General features: G+C 35.3%; 13 protein-coding genes. All 13 read right to left on the minus strand.

Going from position 1 to position 22,248, the window contains the following annotated elements:
- Positions 1-278: 278 nt before the first annotated feature.
- Positions 279-587 (minus strand): hypothetical protein, encoded by a 309-nt coding sequence (locus ACFSJT_RS02875; protein WP_378318693.1) that lies wholly within the window; start codon positions 585-587, stop codon positions 279-281.
- Positions 588-1,247: 660 nt separating this feature from the next.
- Positions 1,248-2,864, minus strand: coding sequence for an efflux RND transporter periplasmic adaptor subunit (locus ACFSJT_RS02880; RefSeq protein WP_378318694.1), 1,617 nt, complete (start codon positions 2,862-2,864; stop codon positions 1,248-1,250).
- A complete protein-coding gene (locus tag ACFSJT_RS02885; RefSeq protein ID WP_378318695.1) occupies positions 2,854-3,324 on the minus strand; it encodes a DUF305 domain-containing protein in 471 nt (156 codons plus the stop codon). The genes ACFSJT_RS02880 and ACFSJT_RS02885 overlap by 11 nt, the downstream gene beginning before the upstream one ends.
- A 12-nt stretch (positions 3,325-3,336) precedes the next feature.
- Positions 3,337-4,068 carry a heavy-metal-associated domain-containing protein gene (locus tag ACFSJT_RS02890; RefSeq protein WP_378318696.1) on the minus strand — a complete coding sequence of 244 codons (732 nt, stop codon included), beginning with the start codon at positions 4,066-4,068 and terminating at the stop codon, positions 3,337-3,339.
- 1 nt (position 4,069) lies between these two features.
- A complete protein-coding gene (locus ACFSJT_RS02895) occupies positions 4,070-5,305 on the minus strand; it encodes a TolC family protein (protein WP_378318697.1) in 1,236 nt (411 codons plus the stop codon).
- On the minus strand, positions 5,302-9,042 hold the full coding sequence (locus ACFSJT_RS02900; protein WP_378318698.1) for an efflux RND transporter permease subunit: 3,741 nt from the start codon (positions 9,040-9,042) through the stop codon (positions 5,302-5,304). The genes ACFSJT_RS02895 and ACFSJT_RS02900 overlap by 4 nt, the downstream gene beginning before the upstream one ends.
- 126 nt (positions 9,043-9,168) lie before the next feature.
- Positions 9,169-9,585, minus strand: a complete 417-nt coding sequence (locus ACFSJT_RS02905; protein WP_378318699.1) for an HYC_CC_PP family protein — start codon at positions 9,583-9,585, stop codon at positions 9,169-9,171.
- A 90-nt stretch (positions 9,586-9,675) separates the two neighbouring features.
- Positions 9,676-12,051 carry a porin family protein gene (locus ACFSJT_RS02910; protein ID WP_378318700.1) on the minus strand — a complete coding sequence of 792 codons (2,376 nt, stop codon included), beginning with the start codon at positions 12,049-12,051 and terminating at the stop codon, positions 9,676-9,678.
- A 130-nt stretch (positions 12,052-12,181) separates the two neighbouring features.
- Complete coding sequence (locus ACFSJT_RS02915) at positions 12,182-13,174, minus strand: hypothetical protein (RefSeq protein WP_378318701.1); 993 nt, start codon at positions 13,172-13,174, stop codon at positions 12,182-12,184.
- Position 13,175: 1 nt separating this feature from the next.
- Positions 13,176-14,195, minus strand: a complete 1,020-nt coding sequence (locus ACFSJT_RS02920) for a hypothetical protein (protein WP_378318702.1) — start codon at positions 14,193-14,195, stop codon at positions 13,176-13,178.
- A gap of 82 nt (positions 14,196-14,277) precedes the next feature.
- Positions 14,278-15,300, minus strand: coding sequence for an ADP-ribosyltransferase domain-containing protein (locus ACFSJT_RS02925; RefSeq protein WP_378318703.1), 1,023 nt, complete (start codon positions 15,298-15,300; stop codon positions 14,278-14,280).
- An 8-nt stretch (positions 15,301-15,308) separates the two neighbouring features.
- Positions 15,309-20,852 carry a fibronectin type III domain-containing protein gene (locus ACFSJT_RS02930; RefSeq protein ID WP_378318704.1) on the minus strand — a complete coding sequence of 1,848 codons (5,544 nt, stop codon included), beginning with the start codon at positions 20,850-20,852 and terminating at the stop codon, positions 15,309-15,311.
- A gap of 29 nt (positions 20,853-20,881) precedes the next feature.
- Positions 20,882-22,234, minus strand: coding sequence for a PKD domain-containing protein (locus ACFSJT_RS02935; protein ID WP_378318705.1), 1,353 nt, complete (start codon positions 22,232-22,234; stop codon positions 20,882-20,884).
- Positions 22,235-22,248: the final 14 nt, after the last annotated feature.

Here is a 22,248-nt window from a genome sequence, read left to right on the forward strand (position 1 = left end):
GTGTAGTGAAGAAACAGGAGTTTCTTTAATGAAATCATTATTACATAGCCGGCAAATCGCTAAACGCTATCAAAGACCACAGTGTGATAATTTACTATGGTGTTCACGCGATTAGCATACCCTAAAGAGGACACACTCAAAATCTTACTTTAAATATTAAGGCATATGAAAAGAAGATCACAGAATACACGAATATCATCTTTCATTAGCAAAAGAAATACTTTAGAAACTAAACCTATTAGAGCTTATTTCTCGTAAGAAAATTAAGAGTCCAGATATTAAACCAGAGGTGGTGGCTTATTGAAAACGTAATCAAAAAGTGTAGATTTTTTGAAAACGAAACCATAGTACTGGGAGTTTTCTATGACTTCCGGAAAAAATATTGAAGATACTGCATATTCCTGGTCAGATTCATGAGGAGATAACGAATTGTTCTTTTCATTCTGATAAATGAACTCACAATATTCGCAATGTTCTAAGTCTTCTCCTAATAAATGTGTAAACGTATGAAGATTTACTACTCGAAGTAATGTAAATATTACAAGTAGAAAAAAAGTTATGCAAAAAGTCCTTCTGGATCTCTTCATGCTGACGAAAATATCAAAATGCCCTTAATCGCACCTGTTAATTAACAATTATTTTGGTTTTCAAATACTGCGATCAAGTACCAGATCATAAAGATGAAAAATTGATTTGTGAATATCAGTTTTAGGTAATAAGGATACTTTTGGGCGTCATTGCGAATTTAATCCGGAATCTCATTACATCCATAAATAGCAAATTAGCTTGAGAACCTGAAACAAGTTTAAGTTGACGATCATATTTGTGACTAATTACAGACTTACAATAATTGATTTAGTAAAAATAGTAGTGGACATTAAACTTTATCATAATTTTTCAATAGAGCACAATAAAAATGTTTTTGAGCTCAACTGTACTTTACCCAATTCTTTAACTTTATATGGTAATCCCCAAAGAATGACCATTAAATCAATAGATCATTAAAAAACTAAGAGTGGCAAGTCGGTTTAGGGTATCCGGAACTTCCAAATCGTGCCTTTGGGGATTTTATTAATTAAATTGTAATTTCATATTAATTCATATCCGCTATCACTATACCAACCTTTATTGATCAAAGGAAACATTCATTTAAATGGATTACTTAATTAATAAATCCCGGTACATATCGTTCTATTTATGTAGCCATCTACAAATTTGCTTGAGTGTATCCTCAGCTGTATTTTGATTTAATGATGATGAACAGAATGATTCTCAGCTTTCTCTTCTTCCGATTGATTCATTTTCATGTTACGACTATATTGACAACAGGATGGTAAGCTTTTATATGCTTCTATATCACCTGTCAACTTCTCGGTGTCATAACCCGATGCTGCTATGGCTTTGTGAATATTCATCTCGTTAGTTTTGGTATCGTCAAAAGATACCTCTATTTTTTTATGATCTACACTCCAATTTGCGCTTACAACACCTTCTACACTATTAGCCGCTTTTTCTATGGTATTTTTACACATTTCACAATTGCCCCTTACCCCAAAGTTTATATTCGTCATAGCCATTGCTTGAGTTTCTTGAATTTTCTCTCTGCTACCGCTTTTAGACTGATGTTTTTCTTTTTTCGTATTCATCATTGATCTTTTACCCTGTAGCTGTGCGGCAGCGTCCACAGTAAAAGTACCGTTGGTTACAATTTCATCACCAGCAGTCAAACCTTCTAGAATTTCATAACTATCTCCAATTTTATTACCCAGAATCACTTCTTTCATTTCAAAAACAGGAGTGTCAGAATTTACTTTTACATACACTACCGAACGTTTCCCGGTCCAAAGTATAGCAGATGATGGTATACGTAGTACTCCTTCTTCTCTTGCATGAACACCTTTTATTGTTCCTTCTACGAACATACCTGGCTTTAATTCATCATTTTGGTTATTTAAAACTACTCGTAATGTTACGGTTCTTGTTCTTGTATTCATAACAGGATCAATAAAAGCTACTTTTCCTTTAAACTTTTGGTTAGGATGGGCATTAGTTGTTATGACAATCTCTTGTCCTTTTTTAACCAGATCAATTTGATGTTCATAAACATCAAAATTTGCCCAAACCGTTGCTAAATTAGTAATCTTTAATAACGGTTGTCCTTGCTGAACAGAGGCTCCTTCTTCTACTAATTTTTCTGACACCGTCCCTGAAACTGTTGCATATACAGGGAAGTTTTCTCTTACTTTACCAGAAGTTTCTATTTGATTGATCTGGCTTTCAGACAGCTTCCACAACTTTAATTTATTACGTACTGCTTTATACAGGTTGGGTTGTGACTCTTTTAATGATGAGGCTGTAATTAATTCTTGTTGTGCAGCAAAAAGTTCGGGAGAATAGATGGTTGCCAATAATTGCCCGTTTCGTACCTCTTCTCCGGTAAAACTAACATAAAGCTGTTCGATTCTTCCTGAAAAATAACTCACCTGAATCGCATTAGCTTCTTCATTTTCTACAATCTTACCCGATAATTTTACTGCGTTGCCATCAATAGCACTACTGCCTACCATGGATGTCTGTATATTTGCCAAGGCCATCGCATTCTCTGTTAATTTAAATTGATCCGATGATAATCCTTCTGCTTCCACTTCGGCAGGAATCAAATCCATTCCACAGATTGGACAATCTCCTGGTTCAGGTTGCATAATTTGAGGATGCATTGAACATGTCCACATTTGATCAGTTTTAACTTCTTTATCATGATGATGTATACTTTCTTCTTCTGACAAGCTACCGAATAGTAAACTACCCAACAAAACCCCAAGTGCCAGAATACCTATATAAACTAAAATCTTATTACTTCTCATTTTTCAATTGCTTAATCAATAACTTCATTTGTTCAATTTCTTTTTTCTGTGCCGCTATAATATCTTCTGCCAGTTTTTTTACTTCAGGATTTTGAATATCTGCACGCTCGCTGGTTAAGATTGCAATAGAGTGGTGTGGTATCATGGCTTTCATCCATAGTAAATCACCTACAATTGGAGCTTGAGTTCGTACTAATCCTAATGAGGTAACAAACAATACGAAACATGCGGTAAGGATGGCGATATTTTTCTTCTTATTTTTATACATATTGAGCATAAACAACAACATGATTACTGCCATAGTGGCTATTCCCATACAAGTCATGTAAAATCGTGTCAAACTAAAATACACATGATCTATTGCATACGTATTTAGATACATAGTAACATACATGGTAACAAAAGAAGCACCTAACATGAGAAAAAAATTGGTATACTTGTTCTTATTTGAATTTTCCATAATTCTTTAATTTTAAAAAGATAACATCAAAATTGCCATTCCTATCATGATAGCATTCTCTATAAATGTAGCTTCGGTCATCGGTAACTTTAAAGCAGTACCCAAACAAGCACAACGAATGGATTTTTTATCTAAAAGTGTCTTTGTAACGCCCACCGTAGTTATACTTAACACTATTAAAGTGATGATTAGCGCAATTTGAATTTCAAAACGCATTAAAAACATGATTCCCAACGCAGTTTCAATGAAAGGGTATATCCATCCATAAATCGGTAACTGTTTTGCTAATGGATCGTACATTCTAAATGATTCGGGAAAGCCATTTAAATCTAACATTTTAAAGAAACTGAATACGATAAAAAATAAGCCCATAAAATCGAGCATAAACTCGCTCCAGCTCCAATTTTTATAATGCAATAAAACACTGGCAACGCTTATTCCGAAAATGATTAATAAAAGGGGTAGTAATTGCTGTAATTTACTTTTTTCCTCTTCAAGAGGAGCCATCGAAGTTTTATTAGAAGTAAAGATGTTTTTACTATTCTTTTCCGTTAATGTATATTTTTCTGGTAAGGCCTTTTGTAATACATCTGTTCTGATAAGCTCATTCATCGTTACCTCTGCTTCACCTTTGTCAAGGTAAACAGCCACATCGGTCACATGTTCGTGTGCTCGAAGATGCTTTTCTACTGCAGCTTTGCATCCATTACACGTCATGCCTTCTATTGTATATATATGTTTCATCTTAATTGGTTAAATAATTAATGATTATGGTTTCTGTATAAAAGCTCAAAACCGATTCAATTTGATTAATTTCGAACTTTAACTGTAGTTCTTGTATATCTAATACATCATTAAAATCTATGACACCCGTTTCATAGCTTTTTATTAAAATTTCTTCAGCATCTTTAGCTTGTTTTAGATTTTTGGCTTGAGTATTGTAACTTATTCGAGCAGCGATCCTCTTATGGTTAGCTTTATCCAAAGCTGTTTCTAAAATGTTTTGTCGCTCTTGCTTTTGATAGGCAACCTCTTGTAACCTTAGATTATTTTGCGTCGTTTGTGATTTATTTTTCTTGTTGAAAATTGGAATCGAAAGGGATACCATAGGCATGATGACGTCCTTACCGTTATCACTGAAATTCATATCAGGTCGTTCATTAACCGCAATGTAATCCAACCCAAAACCAATCATAGGTTTTTTATCTTTTTGATTTAACAATTCTGACTGCTCAACTGACTGAAATAACCTATCGTATTTAATCAATTCTGGATGTAAAACTAAATTCTCTGTATTAGGTAAACTATTTTTTGCAGGAATGATTAGTTTGTCGATAACTATGACCTTAGTCGATTTGTTTCGGTTTAAAAGTTTATTGAATTTCGTTTGTTCAGCTTCATAGAATTGAGTCAACACCTGTCTGGATTGCTCCAATTCATTTTGTCTTATTTGTAATCGCAATACATCAACCGCAGAAGCTTTACCTGTCTCGACATACGTTAAAGCTAAAGTTTCGTAGGTTTCAAGTAAAGCTATATTTTTAGCTAAGACCTGTTGTTTTGCTTTGAGTGCATAAAGATCATAATAGGATTGAGATACAGCGGCAGCTAATTTTCGTTTAGCTATTGCAATATCCTCATATTTAGCATCGGCCAGAGCGTTTACATAATTCTCTCTAGCCGTGATTGAGCCAAACCAGGGTATCATTTGTTTTGCAGAAATTTTAAACTGCTGTGCTCCTGTTCTTGTTTCGGGTTCACTAATAAAATACCCAATACCCAACTCTGTATTGGGCAAGGTATTGACCTCATTTACTTTTTCTGAAGCAATTTTGTACTGCAATTCAAACTTTTGAATTTCGGGACTATTTCTTAGGGCTTCATTGATAAATACATCTAACTGCTGCGCATTCCCTATAAAAGAAAAGAGCAAAGAATAAAGAACAAAGACTATTTTTATGTTGAAGTTTAACGTATTCATTGTACCATTCTTTTTAGTTGAGCTTCTGCTTTCCAGCTGTATAATACGGGAACCACAAGTAATGTAATCAGGGCAATAAGCATTCCGCCAAAACTTGGAATTGCCATAGGAATCATAATATCACTTCCTCTTCCTGTAGATGTTAATACAGGTAACAATGCCAAAATGGTTGTTGCCGTTGTCATTAGGCATGGTCTAATACGTTTTACTCCGGCTTCTACTACAGATGCTCTTATCTCCTGATTATTTGAAGGTTTATTTCTATTGAAAGTTTGAGTTAAATATGTTGCCATTACTACACCATCATCGGTTGCAATACCAAACAATGCAATAAAACCAACCCAAACAGCAACACTTAAATTGATGGTTTGTATTTGGAATACCTCTCTTATATTTTCTCCAAAGAAGTTAAAGTTTAAAAACCAATCCTGACCATATAACCATATCATGATAAAGCCTCCGGCAAAGGCTACCGCTATTCCTGTAAATACCATGAATGAGGTCGCTACCGAACGGAATTGGAAATATAGAATCACGAAAATAATCAGTAATGCCAAAGGTACTACAACAGATAATGTTTTTTCTGCTCTCACCTGGTTTTCATAGGTCCCCGTAAACTGATAACTTATTCCATTGGGTACAACCAACTCCCCTAAATCGATCTTTTGTTGAATCAGGTTCTGAGCATTTTCTACTACATCTACTTCTGCATAGCTGTCTTGCTTATCAAATAAAACATATCCTACCAAAAAGGTGTCTTCACTTTTGATGGTTTGCGGACCTTGTTGATACCTAATAGTTGCCAATTCACTTAAGGGAACCGGATTTCCTGTTGCTGTTGGCACATAAATCTGTTTAAGATCTGTTGGATTTGCACGTAATTCTCTTGGGTATCTTACTCTTATACCATACCGTTCTCTTCCTTCTACGGTTTGAGTAAGTACCATACCACCGACAGCGACTTTTAAAACATTTTGAACATCATCTATGGAGATTCCGTAACGAGCAATTTTATCTCTATTGATATCGATGAGCATATACGGCTTACCTATAATTCTATCAGCAAAGACGGCTTCAACCTTAACACCCTCGGCTTGTTTTACAATCCCTTCTAACTGAACCCCAAACGCTTCAATTGTATTTAGGTCCGGTCCCTTTACTTTTATTCCCATTGGAGCCCGCATTCCTGTTTGCAACATCACTAAACGTGTTTCAATAGGTTGTAGCTTTGGTGCAGAAGTGATCCCTGGTAGTTTGCTTACTTTTATGATTTCATTCCAAATGTCGTCTGGTGATTCAATTTCAGGTCTCCAGTTGCGATAATATTCACCATCTTCGTCTTCGATTAACTGAGATCTTTCGACATTTAATAAAGTTGAACGAACACTTGCTTTGTTCTCGGCTGCGCTCGAACTGACTACGCTATTTTCGTTATAAATCAATCGACCATCTTTCAATTCGAATAAACCATCCTCATTGACTTTATAGCGTTGGCGTTCTCCCTCTTCATTCAACATATATTCTGGCTTGTACTGAATAATATTTTCATACATGGAAAGAGGTGCCGGATCTAGGGCTGATTCTGTCCTCCCGGCCTTGCCAACAACTGTTTTAATCTCCGGAATGCTGGCTACCGCCATATCCAATTGCTGTAAAATTCTTTTATTTTCTTCTACACCCGCATGAGGCATTGATGTGGGCATCAGCAGAAAAGAACCTTCATTTAACGATGGCATAAATTCTTTACCCGTATTTTTCATAATGAACAATCCCGTAATAACCAGTGCTGCGGGGACTGATAAAAACAATAATTTATTCGCTAAAGCCCATTCTAATATTCGTGTATAATACCTCCTGAAAAGTGTAAATATTCCCAATACCCCAAAACAAATAATGCTCACAAAAATTAGGTTCAAAAAGATATTCTTATCAAGACCTAAAGGTCTCCAATATGTTGCCAGCAAAAAGATAATAGTGCAAACTGAAATACCAATATTGATATATTCGGCTTGTTTTATAGAGATTTTCTTCTGCAGTCTTAATATAGATGAAACTCCAAATGCGATCAAAATAATTCCTAAGTCATATCCAAGTACCATAGCGACAATCCCAAATACGATTAACACAACACTAATTAGATAACCTAATGTTCCTTTAACATTCTTCTTTCTAAATAAAAACGCAGCAAAAGGTGGAATTAAAAATAAAGCTACAATAATAGAAGCAGTTAGGGCAAAAGTTTTGGTAAATGCTAATGGTATAAATAATTTTCCCTCGGCACCTATCATTGTAAATACCGGGATGAAACTAACAATTGTTGTCATAACCGCCGTTACTATAGCTCCGGAAACTTCTATGGTTGCATTATAAACAATTGTATTTGTAGATAATTTACCATCACTTTCATCCAAATGTCTTATGATATTTTCAGAAAGAATAACACCAACATCAACCATGGTACCTATTGCAATAGCAATACCAGATAAAGCGACAATGTTTGCATTTACACCGAACAACTTCATTGCAATAAAAACCATTAAAACCGCAACAGGTAATATCCCCGATATAAGTATTGAAGCTCGTAGATTAAATACCATAATGATAATGACCAAAATGGTTATAAGAATTTCTAAGGTCAAGGCTTCATTGAGTGTGCCTAATGTTTCCTGAATCAATTCTGTTCTATCGTAAAATGGAACTATGGTTACTTGTGATGTCCTTCCATCTGCTAGAACCTTTGAAGGTAATCCTGAACTTAATTCGTTAATCTTCTCTTTTACGTTATTGATAACTTCTAATGGATTTGCACCATATCGAGCTACCACTACACCTCCCACCACCTCGGCACCTTCTTTATCTAAAATACCACGACGTGTAGCAGGTCCTAATGAAACCTTAGCAATATCTTTGATGGTTATTGCGGTATAATCTTCAAAAGCGACTACAGCATTCTCGATATCTTCAATGGTTTTAATGTATCCTAAGCCACGTACAAAATACTCTGCTCGATTAATTTCTATAGTCTGAGCACCAATATCTTTATTGCTTTCTTTTACTGATCTTACAATATCTCGCAATTCAACATTATATTGTCTCATCAATTCGGGGTTCACATCTACTTGATATTCTTGCACATAACCCCCAACAGACGCCACTTCAGAAACACCTCCTGCAGAAGATAAGGCGTATTTGACATAGTAATCCTGGATACTTCTTAATTCTTGTAAATCCCATCCTCCTGTAATATTTCCATTTTCATCATGGCCTTCGAGTGTATACCAAAATATTTGACCCAAACCAGTGGCATCTGGTCCTAAAACCGGCTTTACAGCCTCAGGCAATAATCCATTAGGCAACGAGTTTAATTTCTCGAGAATTCTACTTCGACTCCAATAAAATTCAACATCTTCTTCAAAAATTATATAGATACTAGAAAACCCAAACATGGAAGAACTTCGTATAGTTTTTACACCAGGAATACCTAATAGCGAAGTCGTTAAAGGATATGTAATCTGATCTTCGACATCTTGTGGAGAACGACCGTCCCATTTGGTGAAAACAATCTGTTGATTTTCGCCAATGTCTGGTATGGCATCAACCGGAACAGGATCATTAGGCAAGAAACCCAGATTCCAGTTAAAGGGTGCATTACTAATTCCCCACCCTATAACTAAGAGGAGAAATAATACTGCTACAAGTTTGTTTTCTATGAGAAATTTTATGCTCTTATTTAGCATGGCTTCTGATTATTAAACAGTTCGACTATGGCATTTTAAAAATGCTTATATCCCGCCCTTATTAGAGTCGGGCAACATAGTATCCTTATGAAATCTTCATAGGATAGATGATCAACTGTTTACAAATCAGATTAAATAGGATTCATCAAGCTTGTATATCTGCCTGACGATAAGTGGTGGTGGATACTCTAAGAATCCGGCTTCTTTTTGTATTGATACCTCAAAAAGGTGTAGATAAGTATATATAAATATAGTCGCTAATAGCTGTCGGTCTATCGATACGTCATCGTATGAAATTTTTAATTCATCCTGACCTTCAATAACCAATTGCTCATCACTACAGCAATTCTTTTTTATGATAGCGCAATCTGAAAGGGTTTGTTTTTTTTGCATTTCCATACCACACCCCTTCGCTTTATGGAAAATAGCAGTATCAACCAAAGTATCCCCACAATAATGCATACCCAAAGTAAATGACATTGTAGACAATAAAACTACAACAGCCATTACCATAGATATTAATTTGTGAACTACTTTTTTCATATCAAGGCAAATTTACGAAAATTTAACAAATGCTGTTTTCGTTTAACAGAAATTTAGAACGAAATGGTTTGGTCGAATTATTTTGGCATGTTATTCTTTAAGTACTTTATGAAATAAATCAGCCAATCGTATCTCTATATACTTAACCACATGTTCTTCTGATTTTTCATTTTGATACATCGAGAAAACTTTAGAAGCATTACGCCTTTTAAGCATACCTATATTCTCTTTAGGGTTTTCAATATCTTCAAGTTTGAGGTTCCACTTTATCAGTGATTGTAGAAGCTCCTTATGAGATTCATATCTTTTTTCGAGTACTTTTTGTCGTTTAAGATCTTCTGGGTCTTTCTCGTCTGCACTATTAATTTTACCGCTTAAGACAGTATACTCATCTCGTATTTGGCGATCAATCTCTTTGGCTTCACTAACCAACCTGAGATAGGCTTCGTGCATCTTTTTATTATAAAACTCTGCAAAATCAAAATATTGATCCATCGCTTTAAGATAATTTATGGCTATCTCTTTATATATTCTTTTATCTTTCTCTTCGGTTTCTTTTAGTTGTTCTCCCAGTTCACTTAGTTTTCCTTTTTGATCTTTGATAATATGGGCAAAACCTTCTTTTTCTGGCAAAATCAACAACTTAGGTGTAATCTCTTTTGGTAAACCCTCGTAGCGATACTTTCTGTATTGAATCTTTATCGAATCGTTCTCTTCTTTTGGTTTTTTAGGTTTCTTTTTAAAATTGAGCTTAGGTTTTTTCAATCCGAAAGCATAGTTATATCCAAAAGTAGCTGTAAATTCACTCAAATTGCCATTATTCCCTCCATTTCTAAATAATTGTATTGCATTGAGACTGAAGTTATGTTGCTCTTTTAAAGTATATGTTATTGCCCCCCTAAGATTGGTAACATTTGTTTGTGACGTTTTACTATTTGAACTATTATACCCTGCAGAAAGTCTTGTATTCAGAGTTTTTTCAAAATATCGTTTACCTACACTTACTGTAGGGCCCCAAGTAGTAGATTCCTCCCTTCCTATAGTATTATATGTTCCATTAATAGAAGTACTAATATTCAGATTCCTCTCAGAAAAATCGATGGTATGTCCTATATTCATGTTATGAAACGTAGAAGCATCCCCAAGCCGTACAACACCTCCCTGTTCGTTAGCCACATCATTCAAAGAATAATTGGTAGTAAGATTTTGGCGTGAGTTCTTTTTATTTGAAAGCACATAACTAACTGTTACTATAGCAGTTTGAGATAATTGTCTGTAATCCAAATTTTCTATTTGCTCATCTAACAGATCACCATCATTAATATCATCAAATTGATTGGGCTTGATATTGGTAAACGTACTAAAATTCGAATAGGACCCCGCTATATTTAATCGTTTTGAGAGGCTTAAAGTTGCATTGACGGAACCCACAGTACGACTGGTGTTATTAGCCTTAAGATTATCCAAATCGTCTCTTTGATATCCTATATTAACGGCTAATGATAGTTTATCGTTAAAAAAAGTGTTAGACGCATCCAGGGTAATATTTTCAAAATCATTGTTAAAAAAATAAGCTCCCAACGTTTCATAACCGGGATCTATACGTTCATATCCAACCCCCAGATTAATTCTCCCCACAGTATAGCCCAAACGCGTGCGAATAGCAGTATAATATTCTGTGGATGCCCGAGTATTAAAAATAAAAGCAATAGGTGATATCTCAGAGTTTTCAATCTCCTCTGCCCTGATATCTTTGGTAATCGCTGTAGTCGCATATTCTGCCTGTATATTAAAGTGCGGACCTAACTTGGCTTCTCCTTCAAGGCTTATTACCAAATTCTCTTGGGGTAATACACCTTTTGCCTCTGGGATGGAATCTAGAGAATTGATATCATCCTTGGCATAAAAGCCTATAAACCCTACCTTGTATTTATCTTTTTGATAACTGGTTTTGATCCCATATCCCATGCGATTAAACGCTGGTACGGTTCTCGCATCTTCATTATCTTCTGTAGCTTTTAATAATCGACCAGACATAGCACTTATTTTTAAGGGCCCCGAAGGGGCTAGATCTACTCCTGCTCCCGTAAACTGATGCCCGCTAAGCGTATAGGGTGAAAAGGTCATGTTCACATTCCCAATATGCCCCGTGATCCACTTGTATTTGGGATGCAAGCTTAATCGATTAAAATTGAATGGTAACTGATATCCCAGATTCTCGCCCTGATTCGAAAAGCTATATGAAATGGGCACTGCAAAACCATAAATACTCACATTAAGAACGCCCTGCAAGAAATAGGTATAGGGTTCTCTACTATTATTGATGTTCGAATCATAGTACACCCCACTTGCCGAAAGCTGCCCGCTTATTTTAAGCGGCTTACTTTTGGTAATTGCATCATAGTCTAGCGATTGCGTATAGGCAATAGTAGAGAAGAGCATGAGTATGTATACTAGCTTTTGCAAAGGGTTATGGATTTTGGATATTTTTATTTTATTAAAAATATTAATAGACTATTTATTGTTCTATTTCTATTTTGTCTTTTCATTTTTAATTAGAAAAACTTTATTGAGCGAGAACTTATAGTTCTTATAGTTAATTTCTTCTGAGGATGTGCAAGGCGTTACTGTGAAGAGTTCTAAGATAAAGTTCCCCCTCATGGCAGATGGGAGTATCTAATTGATCATCCCCTTCTAAAGGATAGCCCTGAACAAACTCTATTTCGGATTTAGTTAAATCCATTGCTCCAAAACGAACATTCGAGCCTTTACCACTAACAAACCATAATTTTCCATCGTAAATAGATTGCCTGCTTAAGTCAGGGTATATACCATCTTGTAATGACATACTAACATCTTTTTGAAGAATTACTTTTCCTGTGGAAGGATCAAAAACTTGATAACGTTCACTGTCCAAACCGTAACAAAGACTATCTTCATCATTAAGCAATAGAGCTATTAAGTTTTCTTTAAATGGAACCTCGTAGCTTGATTCCCATAACTTCTCTCCCGTTTGTAAGTTAAGCCCTATAAACTTTTTCAAACTATGGTCTCTTTTGTGAGCGCTCAAAAATAGTACACTATTGATAACTTGTTGTTTTCCAAAAAACCAATAATCATTATCTAATCTATAGATCCAAGCCAGTTCAATATCTTTATTTAAATTATATACTTCCAGCACATTCCGTTTAGTTAATGATTTACCAGAGGTAGTAATCAAATAATCCGCAACCCAAATCGATATATTTTTACCAAAATTGAAAGAATCTTTTTCTTTATGAGAATCATAAAGTGTAATTAAGTTTGAATCTTTATCAAATAGTAAAAATTCATTACACTTGCTATGAGAACCTAAAAGGTATTTAGCCTTAGAATAACTTAAATCAAACAACGAAGTCTCTGAATTATATACTGAAAGCATATCGGCATTATAGATATACGTAAAAAACGTTGAATCAAATAAGTCATATTTGTAATTAACAAATATTCCTTTATTCAATTTTATCCTTTCTTTTCCTTTTACAAATAGAACACCTCTATTTCTTAGAACCTTATATACATCTTTATAGATAATTTTTCTTATCATCATTCTAACTTGCTAATTCAAAAATTTCATCAAATTGGGCTATTAATTCTTGTCTCAATTTAGCTACTGTAGGATTATTTATACCATATAAAAATTTCCTTGCTAAATCATCTGTTAAAGGTAATTCGTCAATCTTAGATAAGATTGCTGCTCTAAAAGTTTCTCCACTACTACCTGAAGGATTCTTTGCTCCATTAAAGACCCATCTAATTTGATCAAGATCTCTTGCTGCTGTAAGATCTTTCATAAACTGAGTCTGAAAATCTGTAGGAGGCACTCTTAACACAGATTTAAATTCATAGAAAATCTTAAACCCTTCATCTGTTACATCACTAACATCTACGTATCTGCGACCTAATTCTGTACTGTTAAATTCCTCAAACTTCAATTTTCTTCTCGCAAAGTCGTCTGCCCTATCTCCAATGTATTTTACAATCCAATTCGCTCCATCAACCTTAGATCCACCTTCAAGCATGTCAGAGACTACTTTACTAAAGTCAATTAACTCAATGCCATGCTGAGACACTTTGTTTCCAAGATTATTTAGATTAGTAATTATCGCCCTATAGCTTAACCCTCTAGTACCAGCTATTCTAGATATAATATCATCAGTCAAACCCAAATTTGAAAAATTGCGGTTTCTCCTAAGGTTACTAACTGCTTCAAGAGTTAACAAATCTATCCGTAATATAGATTTATTAATAATAACCTTCCAAGCATCAATTAAACTAGGATTTGAATTTATCTCACTTATAAACCTATTTGGATTAGGTACTCTAGTGACATCATTTAAAAAATTTGAAAAATCAGCATTGTTGAGTCCATTTTGTGATTTAACAGTTCCATGAAAGTTTTTGAAATTTTCAAAACCACCAGGCTCGTCTATAAACCTTTTAAAGTTAGTATTACTTGTAGTTTGGTAAAGACTTGTAAGATCACTAAGCCAACAATCTTGTGCAACACCTTGACTGATACTAAACAGTAAGAACAGTAGTGCAATCCGATATTTTATTTTACTCCACATAATTTGTATTGTTTTGATTGTATATTTTGTTTTCCAATTACATTGCCTAAACATATTGACATCAAAACTTTTCCCTGCTTTTTTATAACTCTTCTAACCAAACTGTTTTTATAGTTCCCATACCGTCTCTTGGGTCAAGAGATTCATCAATCCTTGTCACCCTAAATCTGGTATTAGAACTAAAAAGTATTTCTTTTTCACCAGGAAGGGTCGATATTGATTCAATATCTTTTCCACTTCTACCTTGTATTCGTAACAAAACTGGTGTAGAAAAATTTCTTGCCTCCAACGCTTTGGCAGTAGCAGACGATGAATAAGATGCCGACCTGAAAAAATTCAGATTTACCGGACTTCCTACCTGGTAGGTTCTATTTAATTGTGCTGCTGTAATATCTTCTATCCTAAGTAACTCGTTATTATTGAATGAAGAATTCGGAAGTTTAGCCAATGCCTGATTCATTAATCTTTCTTGAGCCCTAAAAGCATCTGTCATCGCAACTCCTTCGTCGCCCCTTAACGCTTTATTAAAATTTTCATATCCGGAAGGCGTTGTATAAAACTGTAATACAGCAGCTTCTTCGGTTGAGAGTCTGCTACCAATTAACGGGTTTCTAAGTAACTCATCATAAAAATGTTTAAATCCAGAATTTTGTAGTAAAATGTTTAGATCACTATTCGTATTAGCAATTTTCCAGGCATTGTACCCTCCCGGATAATTGAGGATTTCATCATAGTGTCTGTTCACCAATACCAATTCGTCTATGGTGTGAGAATGCCATGATCCGCCGAGAAGTTTCCAGCTTTTTACAAGTTCTGGGACTTCTGTAAATTTGCTTATAAAGGTACTAGGATTGTCTGTTCGCGCTATAAACTCTAAAAATTCTAAAAATTCTGAACGATTAAGTGCTTCTTGTGTGCTTACAGCAGCGTGAAGATTTCTGAAATTAGCAAAACCGTTATCTCTTGTTATTTGGTTTTGAAAATCAATATCATTAGTGTTTTTAAACGTAGCTCTTAAGTCAGAAAGCCAACATTGTGAAAATCCTTGACTAATACTTAGTATCAGAAACAGTAGCGCAATCCTATATTTTATTTTATTCCACATAATTTTTTTTAATTGCAAATCTTCGATGTGCTGGTACCCAAGTTCAATCCATCTCTATAATTCTTCCAAGCCTTAATAAAGTCTTCTCCAAGATCAGCTGCATTTATATCTCCAAAGTCAGCTCTGAATGCAGCTTGATAACCTCCAGGTATATTAGATACCCTAGTTCCAGATCCACCTAGCTCGGTAAGGTGATTTACAATAGTTCTTTGTGAACTTGGAGATAACCTTTCTGTAGATCTCAATACATTGACTTCTTCGATAGCATCATTAATCTGATCATTTAAACGTGTTGAGCCTAAACCGACAAATAAAGAGGGAGCAGAAGCTACTAGGGATAACATTTGGATGCGGAATCTTAATTCGGGAGAAATGGCACTTTCATTCAAGGCAGCAGCCAAAACCCCGGCAGCAGAACCTACCACGTCACTTACTAATGCCGCATTTCTTAAGTAACTACCGGCTTTCCATAATACTCTGAGTTGATATGCACCTAAAACAAAAAAACCAACTTCTGCGGTTAGCCAAGCCGTTTTACCTGCTAGTATAGCTCTATTTTTCTTACTTAAGGCAAAGGCTTGAATGATAGGCATGACTATGACTTGACCAGGTTCAAAGTTTTGACCACCAAATGAAAAACTTGATTGTACATGAGCCAACACTATTTGGTTGTAATACAATATTTGATTATCATAATGTGAACCATTTACTGCATTTATCCTGAGCCTTGTTTTCTCAATTATATTCGAATTGAAGTTTTGCCAGGAAAAAATATTCGATTCTAATTGTAATATCTCATCTAAATCTAAGGAAGAGCGGTTTTCTTGAGAATTTTCAATAAAGCTCGTAAATCTTCTATCGACTGGTATAAAATCACCAGAATACATGATTTGCATGCCGATCCATGTAGAAAATGCACTAAAATTATCTGTGTCTAATTTGTCATAGATGGTATTCAATCCTATCGATTCTATTATCCTAAGGATTGCTTTATTAGAAGTAGGGAAACTATTTGATATTTTCATTAGGCTATTGTCTGTACCCTCCAGATTATGAGAATCATAGTCAATATCTTCTGTATTTAAGGGATTCCTACATTCTGTGTTGAAATAGGTACGTAGAAAAGAAAATCTAGTATTTTGATTTACCGCCTGCAATGATTGTGGATTTTCATTCAGATTAATATGTCTAACCACATCATTAATATTATCGCAATTGACTGTAACAATTCTATTCCAAAACTCAGAGTTACTTTCTCTCCCAATCTTCAAATAATAAGAGAATTGCTCAAAAAATGTATTCAAAAAATATTCGGGCTCAATATCCAATCTATTTTTATCAAAATTATTAGTTCTTGCATATCTGTACCAAGCACTATTATTTTGCAAATAATTGTCTTCTATAATATATTCACCTTCTTTTAATTGAAGTGCTATTAATGGTTCTTCATTTTCTACTCCTTTCAGTAATGGTAATAACCAAGAATAACTTCCAGTAGATACAGGAAAACTCTGCGTTGATTCCATATTTGAGTAATTGTAGTTTGGATTCTTTATCAGAACAATAAAATCCGCAATAGTAAAAGATCTAAATAATTCTTTATGATCATTTCTAAGAGCAGCAATATCATAGATTTTCTTGTAACTATTAAGTGAATTTGAGATGTTAGGGTCTTGTAACATATCCACAAACAATGTAAAAACAGCAGGTATCTTATTAAACTCTTCTTGATTTTCCCATGATAAAGACCGGAGAATGCCTAATTGTAACCCTGCGATAGGCTCTTCCTGAAGTGATTCATATTTTGCTCGAACCACACTATTAAACACTTTCCATTTGGCCTCCTCATTTTCAGAACCAGCAACTATATTTGAAAAGGATGTTAAAAAGTTATCTTCACCTGCTTCCGAGAGTCCTGGGAATGGATCATTGGTCATTTTATCGATGACGTTATCTAGCCGTTGTCCATCCCGAAGAGTTACTACGGTATTCACAAAATCAGTATAATTATCAGATGGAATACACAACAGTAGTTTTACAACAGCCTCTTCTGAAACAAGATTATCATTAAAAACCGTTTGGGATAGTATTCGTAGCAGTAATGTTTTGACTACTACATAATCCAATGTTCTTAATCCACAAATATTCAAATCAAAAACTTTTTCTGCTATGGCTGTTGCACTTGGGACATCTCTTTTAGCATTGATCGCGTTACTGATTCTAACAAGCTCTTGTAATTCAGGTTCGAAATCTTTCATCACCACATTTCCACAAAAAGTATCTGTTGAACAACCAGCTATACCCAAAAGATTAATACCTTCATATTGCCTGCTATTTAAATCTAGTGTCAACCTTTTAGGTAGTGAAGGATGTTCAGCAATCAAATAATTCTCTACACTATCTGAAGAAGTCTGGTAGATTTCATTTTTATCACAACTCCCTTTATTCCAATAAAGTTGTAATTGTACATTATCAGAAAATCTTTCGATTTCAACACTTTTTAGTTTGTTATCATTATATGAATAGGAATGTGCTCTATAGTTAGCTGTTCCTGAAACTTCTTTCCACTCATACAGCTTTCCTTCTTCAAGAATGGCAAATACAGCGCCATTACTTTCTTCAGGAACATCATCAGTAAAGATTATAGCCCCATTTCCTGTATAATTCATTATCATACCGTTAGGTGTTAACGCAGAAATATTAAGTGCCCCATCCAAATCATCCTGAAACCAATACAACTTAAAGGATGGATTATGCATTTGCAGCCAGTCCATGTGGGAGAATTTGGTACCATTACCATAGTCTGATAACCAATCGGTTTTTCCCTGCGTAGTATTTAATTGGGTAAACGGGTGTTCTAGCGCAAATACCCCGTGTCCCAGCTCATGTGCCAGGGTACCTTCTAGCGATGTTTTGCCTTCTTCGGCACTAGAGAGATTGCTAGAAAACACAAATCCGAATTGTCGTTTTAGTGGCATAAAACCAGCTACACTTCTGCTCGGTCTTGTGTTTTTTCCCAGAACAAAAACGTAATACGATTTTGGATCGGTGGATCTCGTTTTCTTATACTGAATAATAATATCTCTCATATCACTCGTATAATTTGACATAACACCGCTGTCGCCAACTGCTACTTGGCTTTTCATACTGCCCATGTTTGGAGCTACGGTTACATTAAACGTAACAGATGCTTTCTTGAAAATACCGTTTAGCTTGGCACTTAATACGTCATCACTCGGTAACTCGGCACCATCAACAGGAACAATCGTAACATTAACTTGTTTATCTGATAAATGCCATAGTGAGAAGACACCAGCGACCGTTTGTTTTGGAGTTTTATTCTTTTTAGGCTGTATTGTAGCGTAAATATTTTGATATTCAAAGGTGTAATACCCACTTATCTTTACACTAATAATCCCATTACCCAGGTTTTGATAAGGAATATTTTCTCCATGTTCTGTTTTGATCACCAAATCATCTATAGATAGTGTATTATCTGATATCGCTACTTTTGCCTTGATGATATCGTCCTTTCCGTTTCCTATGGCTTTGTTGATGATATTATACGGATTTCCCTCTACATCTTTGATTTGTTTATAGTACTTGCCTAATTGTTGTTCCATTCCCTGAGGAATCCAATCAAATCCATATGCATACTCTGAAGCATCCATAAAGGTTACTTTAATCCCTTTTTCGGTAAGTTCTATCACATCACCCTTGCTATCAATTCCATCGGTATTATCAGGATTGATAGCACCTCCTTGTGCCAATTGCCCTCCTTGTCTAATGTTACCGTCTGTATCTACATGAAAGATATCACTAGTACCATCTGCATTGGTATCCATAATAATAATGTCATCACCCCCGGGATATTCAATTGTTGATTCACTTATAGGATGCGTAATAACAATGCTACCATCGGCTGCAATACTAATATTATCGATAGTAATATCATAATCGAGATTGATATTCCGTAGATCATTATCTCCTTCAAAGGGATCGAGTACATCATTTATAGAAGTAAGTCCCCCCCAGTTTTTGTCATAATCTGTTTGTACAATACCTTCAATAAGCTGATAATCTGTATTGATTTTGATCCCTTCAAAACTCACCTTAATTCTAGTGTCGTTCAGGTAAGGAACGACTATATATCCCCAACCAGAGAAGATCCCTTTTCCATCGGTACTTTCTTCTACCACGGGTACTCCTCTATTTTCTTCGTCATCCCTCTCTTTCTCTTCTTCTGTCCTTTCATCGGCTAGGTAGCGTACATTACCCGCAGTAATTTCTTTGACCGTTACCGGAAAATCCCCTGCGGTAAATACTTCATTGGTAATGATACTGGTTAAAGGTTCTTGATTGGTAATCTCTATATCTGGTGGGCGAATTCCGCAATTATAGCTCGCTGTATCACTATTTTCGATTGGCATAGTAAATTCAGATATCTGCGAATAGGCAAAGGGACCATTTTCCATACACTGCCCTCCTACCCTAAACTCGTAGGTTACACCAGGCTCTAAGTTGTAGATCGTAGTATATTCAGAAAGACTTTTTTCATTAAACCATATGTTGGCCTGGTTGGCATCGCCAGTATTCTTTTTTCGGTATTGAATATCATACGCCAAATGGTCGACACCTTCCCAATAGATTTTTTCTGTTGTTTTATTGGTAGCCTCAGAGATAATGGTCCTAGGTTCGGCGCATCTGCCGGTATGCGTAAAGTAAAAGATTTCACTGTATCCATCATTTTTAAAAACAGACGTCTCACTAATTCCGTCACTTACCATAGCCCGTACACGCCATCCATATTTTTTATCGGGTAATAATTGTGTTTCTCCTGGGCCATATAACAAGGTAGTAGCTAATGTAGTAGTTTGATACAAGGGTCTACCTGCTAGAAATGCAGCTTGCGGATCCATTTGATTATCCCATAACTCGGTCAATGTAAATTCGTAAGATACATTGGTAGCATTAAGATGACGAGGAGTCCACTGAAAAACTATGTTTTGAGGTTCACGCATTAATACCTGCTCCCCGCGAAAAGGCAAATTTAAAAACGGAGGATCATTGAGCACAAGATATACCGGCACACAGCTCTTACGAGAAATTTGTTGACCGGACAACGCATCATAAACTTCGAAGCAAAAACGATATAGACCTTCAGGCAAAGGCGTGCTATATTGTTGTGGAGCGATGCCGGTAAGGTTCTGTAAAGAAAAATAGGGTTGCAAATCTAAATTACTCAATCGTAACGGAACGCCCCCATCTAAAAAAATGGGATTGGCGCCCATCACGACATCACTACTACGTATTGAAAGTCCAGCATTATTCTCGATAAATAATTTTAATTGTACTTGTCTGTTAGCTTCTGTTATATCGGTAAGCAACAGATTTAGGATTAGTTTTTCTGAGCTGGCAGTTCCATACTCTGAAAGCTTCAGGCTGTAAGGAGGTATCACTTGTGGATTTGCTTGTACAGGAAAAACCTGAGCACTTATCCATAGCGGAAAGAAAAACAAAACAATTAAAAAATAGTGTGCATATGGCTTCATCTGTTTTCGCTTATTTTTTGTGTGAATCATTATTGAACAGGCTCTTTTTGTACTTTTATATCTATGAGGATGTATGAATTTTGTCCGTCTTGTACAAAATCTTTTATTTTTATCGCTCCTTTCTTTCCATCCTCAGTCTGAAAAAGAACAATTCGTGGCACTGTTTCTTTATCGAAATTTTGTAAACCCCCTGGGGTTTCTTCTATACTTAAATTCTTTAAAAGCGCATCGTTCTGCATGGCGTCAAACTCTTGAGTTGTAAGTGAGGCAGAACAGTTACACAACTCTTGGGAATTAATAAAAATCGTATTCTTCGCTTCTTGTAAAGGCGCAAAAGTAGTTTCTGACAGTTGATCAGGACTCACAAACTTGTTGCGTGTAAACGTTTGATTTAAACCAAAAAACACCAAATCAATATTTTTTTCGATTTCGTTAGTTACCTCAGTATTTGTATACACCTGGCGTGTTGAAATACTAAAGAAACTCCCTACGGTGTTGGCCGTATGAGCTGTATTAATCCCCAATCTGATATCAGTAAAAGTTCTAAGATTTGTATTTGCAAAGACTTCAATATTTTTTTCGATTGTTTTTACATCCTTACCATTAGATGCTTTCAAAGTAATTGTTTGCATTCCTGGCTCTGTAAATATTACTTCGGGATTTTCTTCTGTTGAAATTGAGAGATTTGCTCCTGTAAAGCTCCATTCATAAGAAGTTGCACTTATCGCATTATTTTGAAGTTGAACACTCACCGGCACCTGGTAATCGTCATCTTCAAAAGTGGGTTGAAATTCGAAATCTGAAACCAGAAGAGGTGCAACGGTAATTGTTTTTTGAAGTTCATATGTTTCTCTTCCATTACTAACCTCCAAAGTGATTTGGTGATCTCCAGGATCGGTAAATATTACTTCTCCCGGATTTCTATCCCTAGAATTAGATGGAGCTCCTCCGTCAAATGTCCAAATATAACTGTTAGTTCCAGAGGAATTATTTTGAAAAGTATATACTGCCGGAGAAAAATTATCCACCAGATTAGTAATTTCAAAATCTACGATTACAGGATCATCAATTTGAATCTCTAGAATCTTACTGTCTCGAGAGCCGTCTTGATTGGTGCCAATAAGTTCTATTTCATAAACTCCTTTTGCCTCGTATCTTATGACCCCTGGATTACGATTCACAGATCGTGAAGGTGAACCTCCTTCAAATCTCCATTCGTACTCTTCGGCGCCTTCTGTTCTATTAAAAAATACAACTTGAACGGGTATTGAAAAATCTTCGTTGAAAACATCAAAATCAAAATCAACAATAACCGGTACCGCTTCTTCTTTGGCACAGCCAAAAAGAAGAAACAGGACAATAATATTTAGTGTTTTTTTCATTTGAACTTTTAGTA

The organism is Aquimarina celericrescens (assembly GCF_042682765.1).
GTDB classification, from domain to species: domain Bacteria; phylum Bacteroidota; class Bacteroidia; order Flavobacteriales; family Flavobacteriaceae; genus Aquimarina; species Aquimarina celericrescens.

What these genes read in the sequence shown, in the direction of transcription:
- ACFSJT_RS02875 (WP_378318693.1), bottom strand. Translation starts at nt 587, where the DNA reads ATGAAGAGATCCAGAAGGACTTTTTGCATAACTTTTTTTCTACTTGTA.
- ACFSJT_RS02880 (WP_378318694.1), bottom strand. Translation starts at nt 2,864, where the DNA reads ATGAGAAGTAATAAGATTTTAGTTTATATAGGTATTCTGGCACTTGGG.
- ACFSJT_RS02885 (WP_378318695.1), bottom strand. Translation starts at nt 3,324, where the DNA reads ATGGAAAATTCAAATAAGAACAAGTATACCAATTTTTTTCTCATGTTA.
- ACFSJT_RS02890 (WP_378318696.1), bottom strand. Translation starts at nt 4,068, where the DNA reads ATGAAACATATATATACAATAGAAGGCATGACGTGTAATGGATGCAAA.
- ACFSJT_RS02895 (WP_378318697.1), bottom strand. Translation starts at nt 5,305, where the DNA reads ATGAATACGTTAAACTTCAACATAAAAATAGTCTTTGTTCTTTATTCT.
- ACFSJT_RS02900 (WP_378318698.1), bottom strand. Translation starts at nt 9,042, where the DNA reads ATGCTAAATAAGAGCATAAAATTTCTCATAGAAAACAAACTTGTAGCA.
- ACFSJT_RS02905 (WP_378318699.1), bottom strand. Translation starts at nt 9,585, where the DNA reads ATGAAAAAAGTAGTTCACAAATTAATATCTATGGTAATGGCTGTTGTA.
- ACFSJT_RS02915 (WP_378318701.1), bottom strand. Translation starts at nt 13,174, where the DNA reads ATGATGATAAGAAAAATTATCTATAAAGATGTATATAAGGTTCTAAGA.
- ACFSJT_RS02920 (WP_378318702.1), bottom strand. Translation starts at nt 14,195, where the DNA reads ATGTGGAGTAAAATAAAATATCGGATTGCACTACTGTTCTTACTGTTT.
- ACFSJT_RS02925 (WP_378318703.1), bottom strand. Translation starts at nt 15,300, where the DNA reads ATGTGGAATAAAATAAAATATAGGATTGCGCTACTGTTTCTGATACTA.
- ACFSJT_RS02930 (WP_378318704.1), bottom strand. Translation starts at nt 20,852, where the DNA reads ATGAAGCCATATGCACACTATTTTTTAATTGTTTTGTTTTTCTTTCCG.
- ACFSJT_RS02935 (WP_378318705.1), bottom strand. Translation starts at nt 22,234, where the DNA reads ATGAAAAAAACACTAAATATTATTGTCCTGTTTCTTCTTTTTGGCTGT.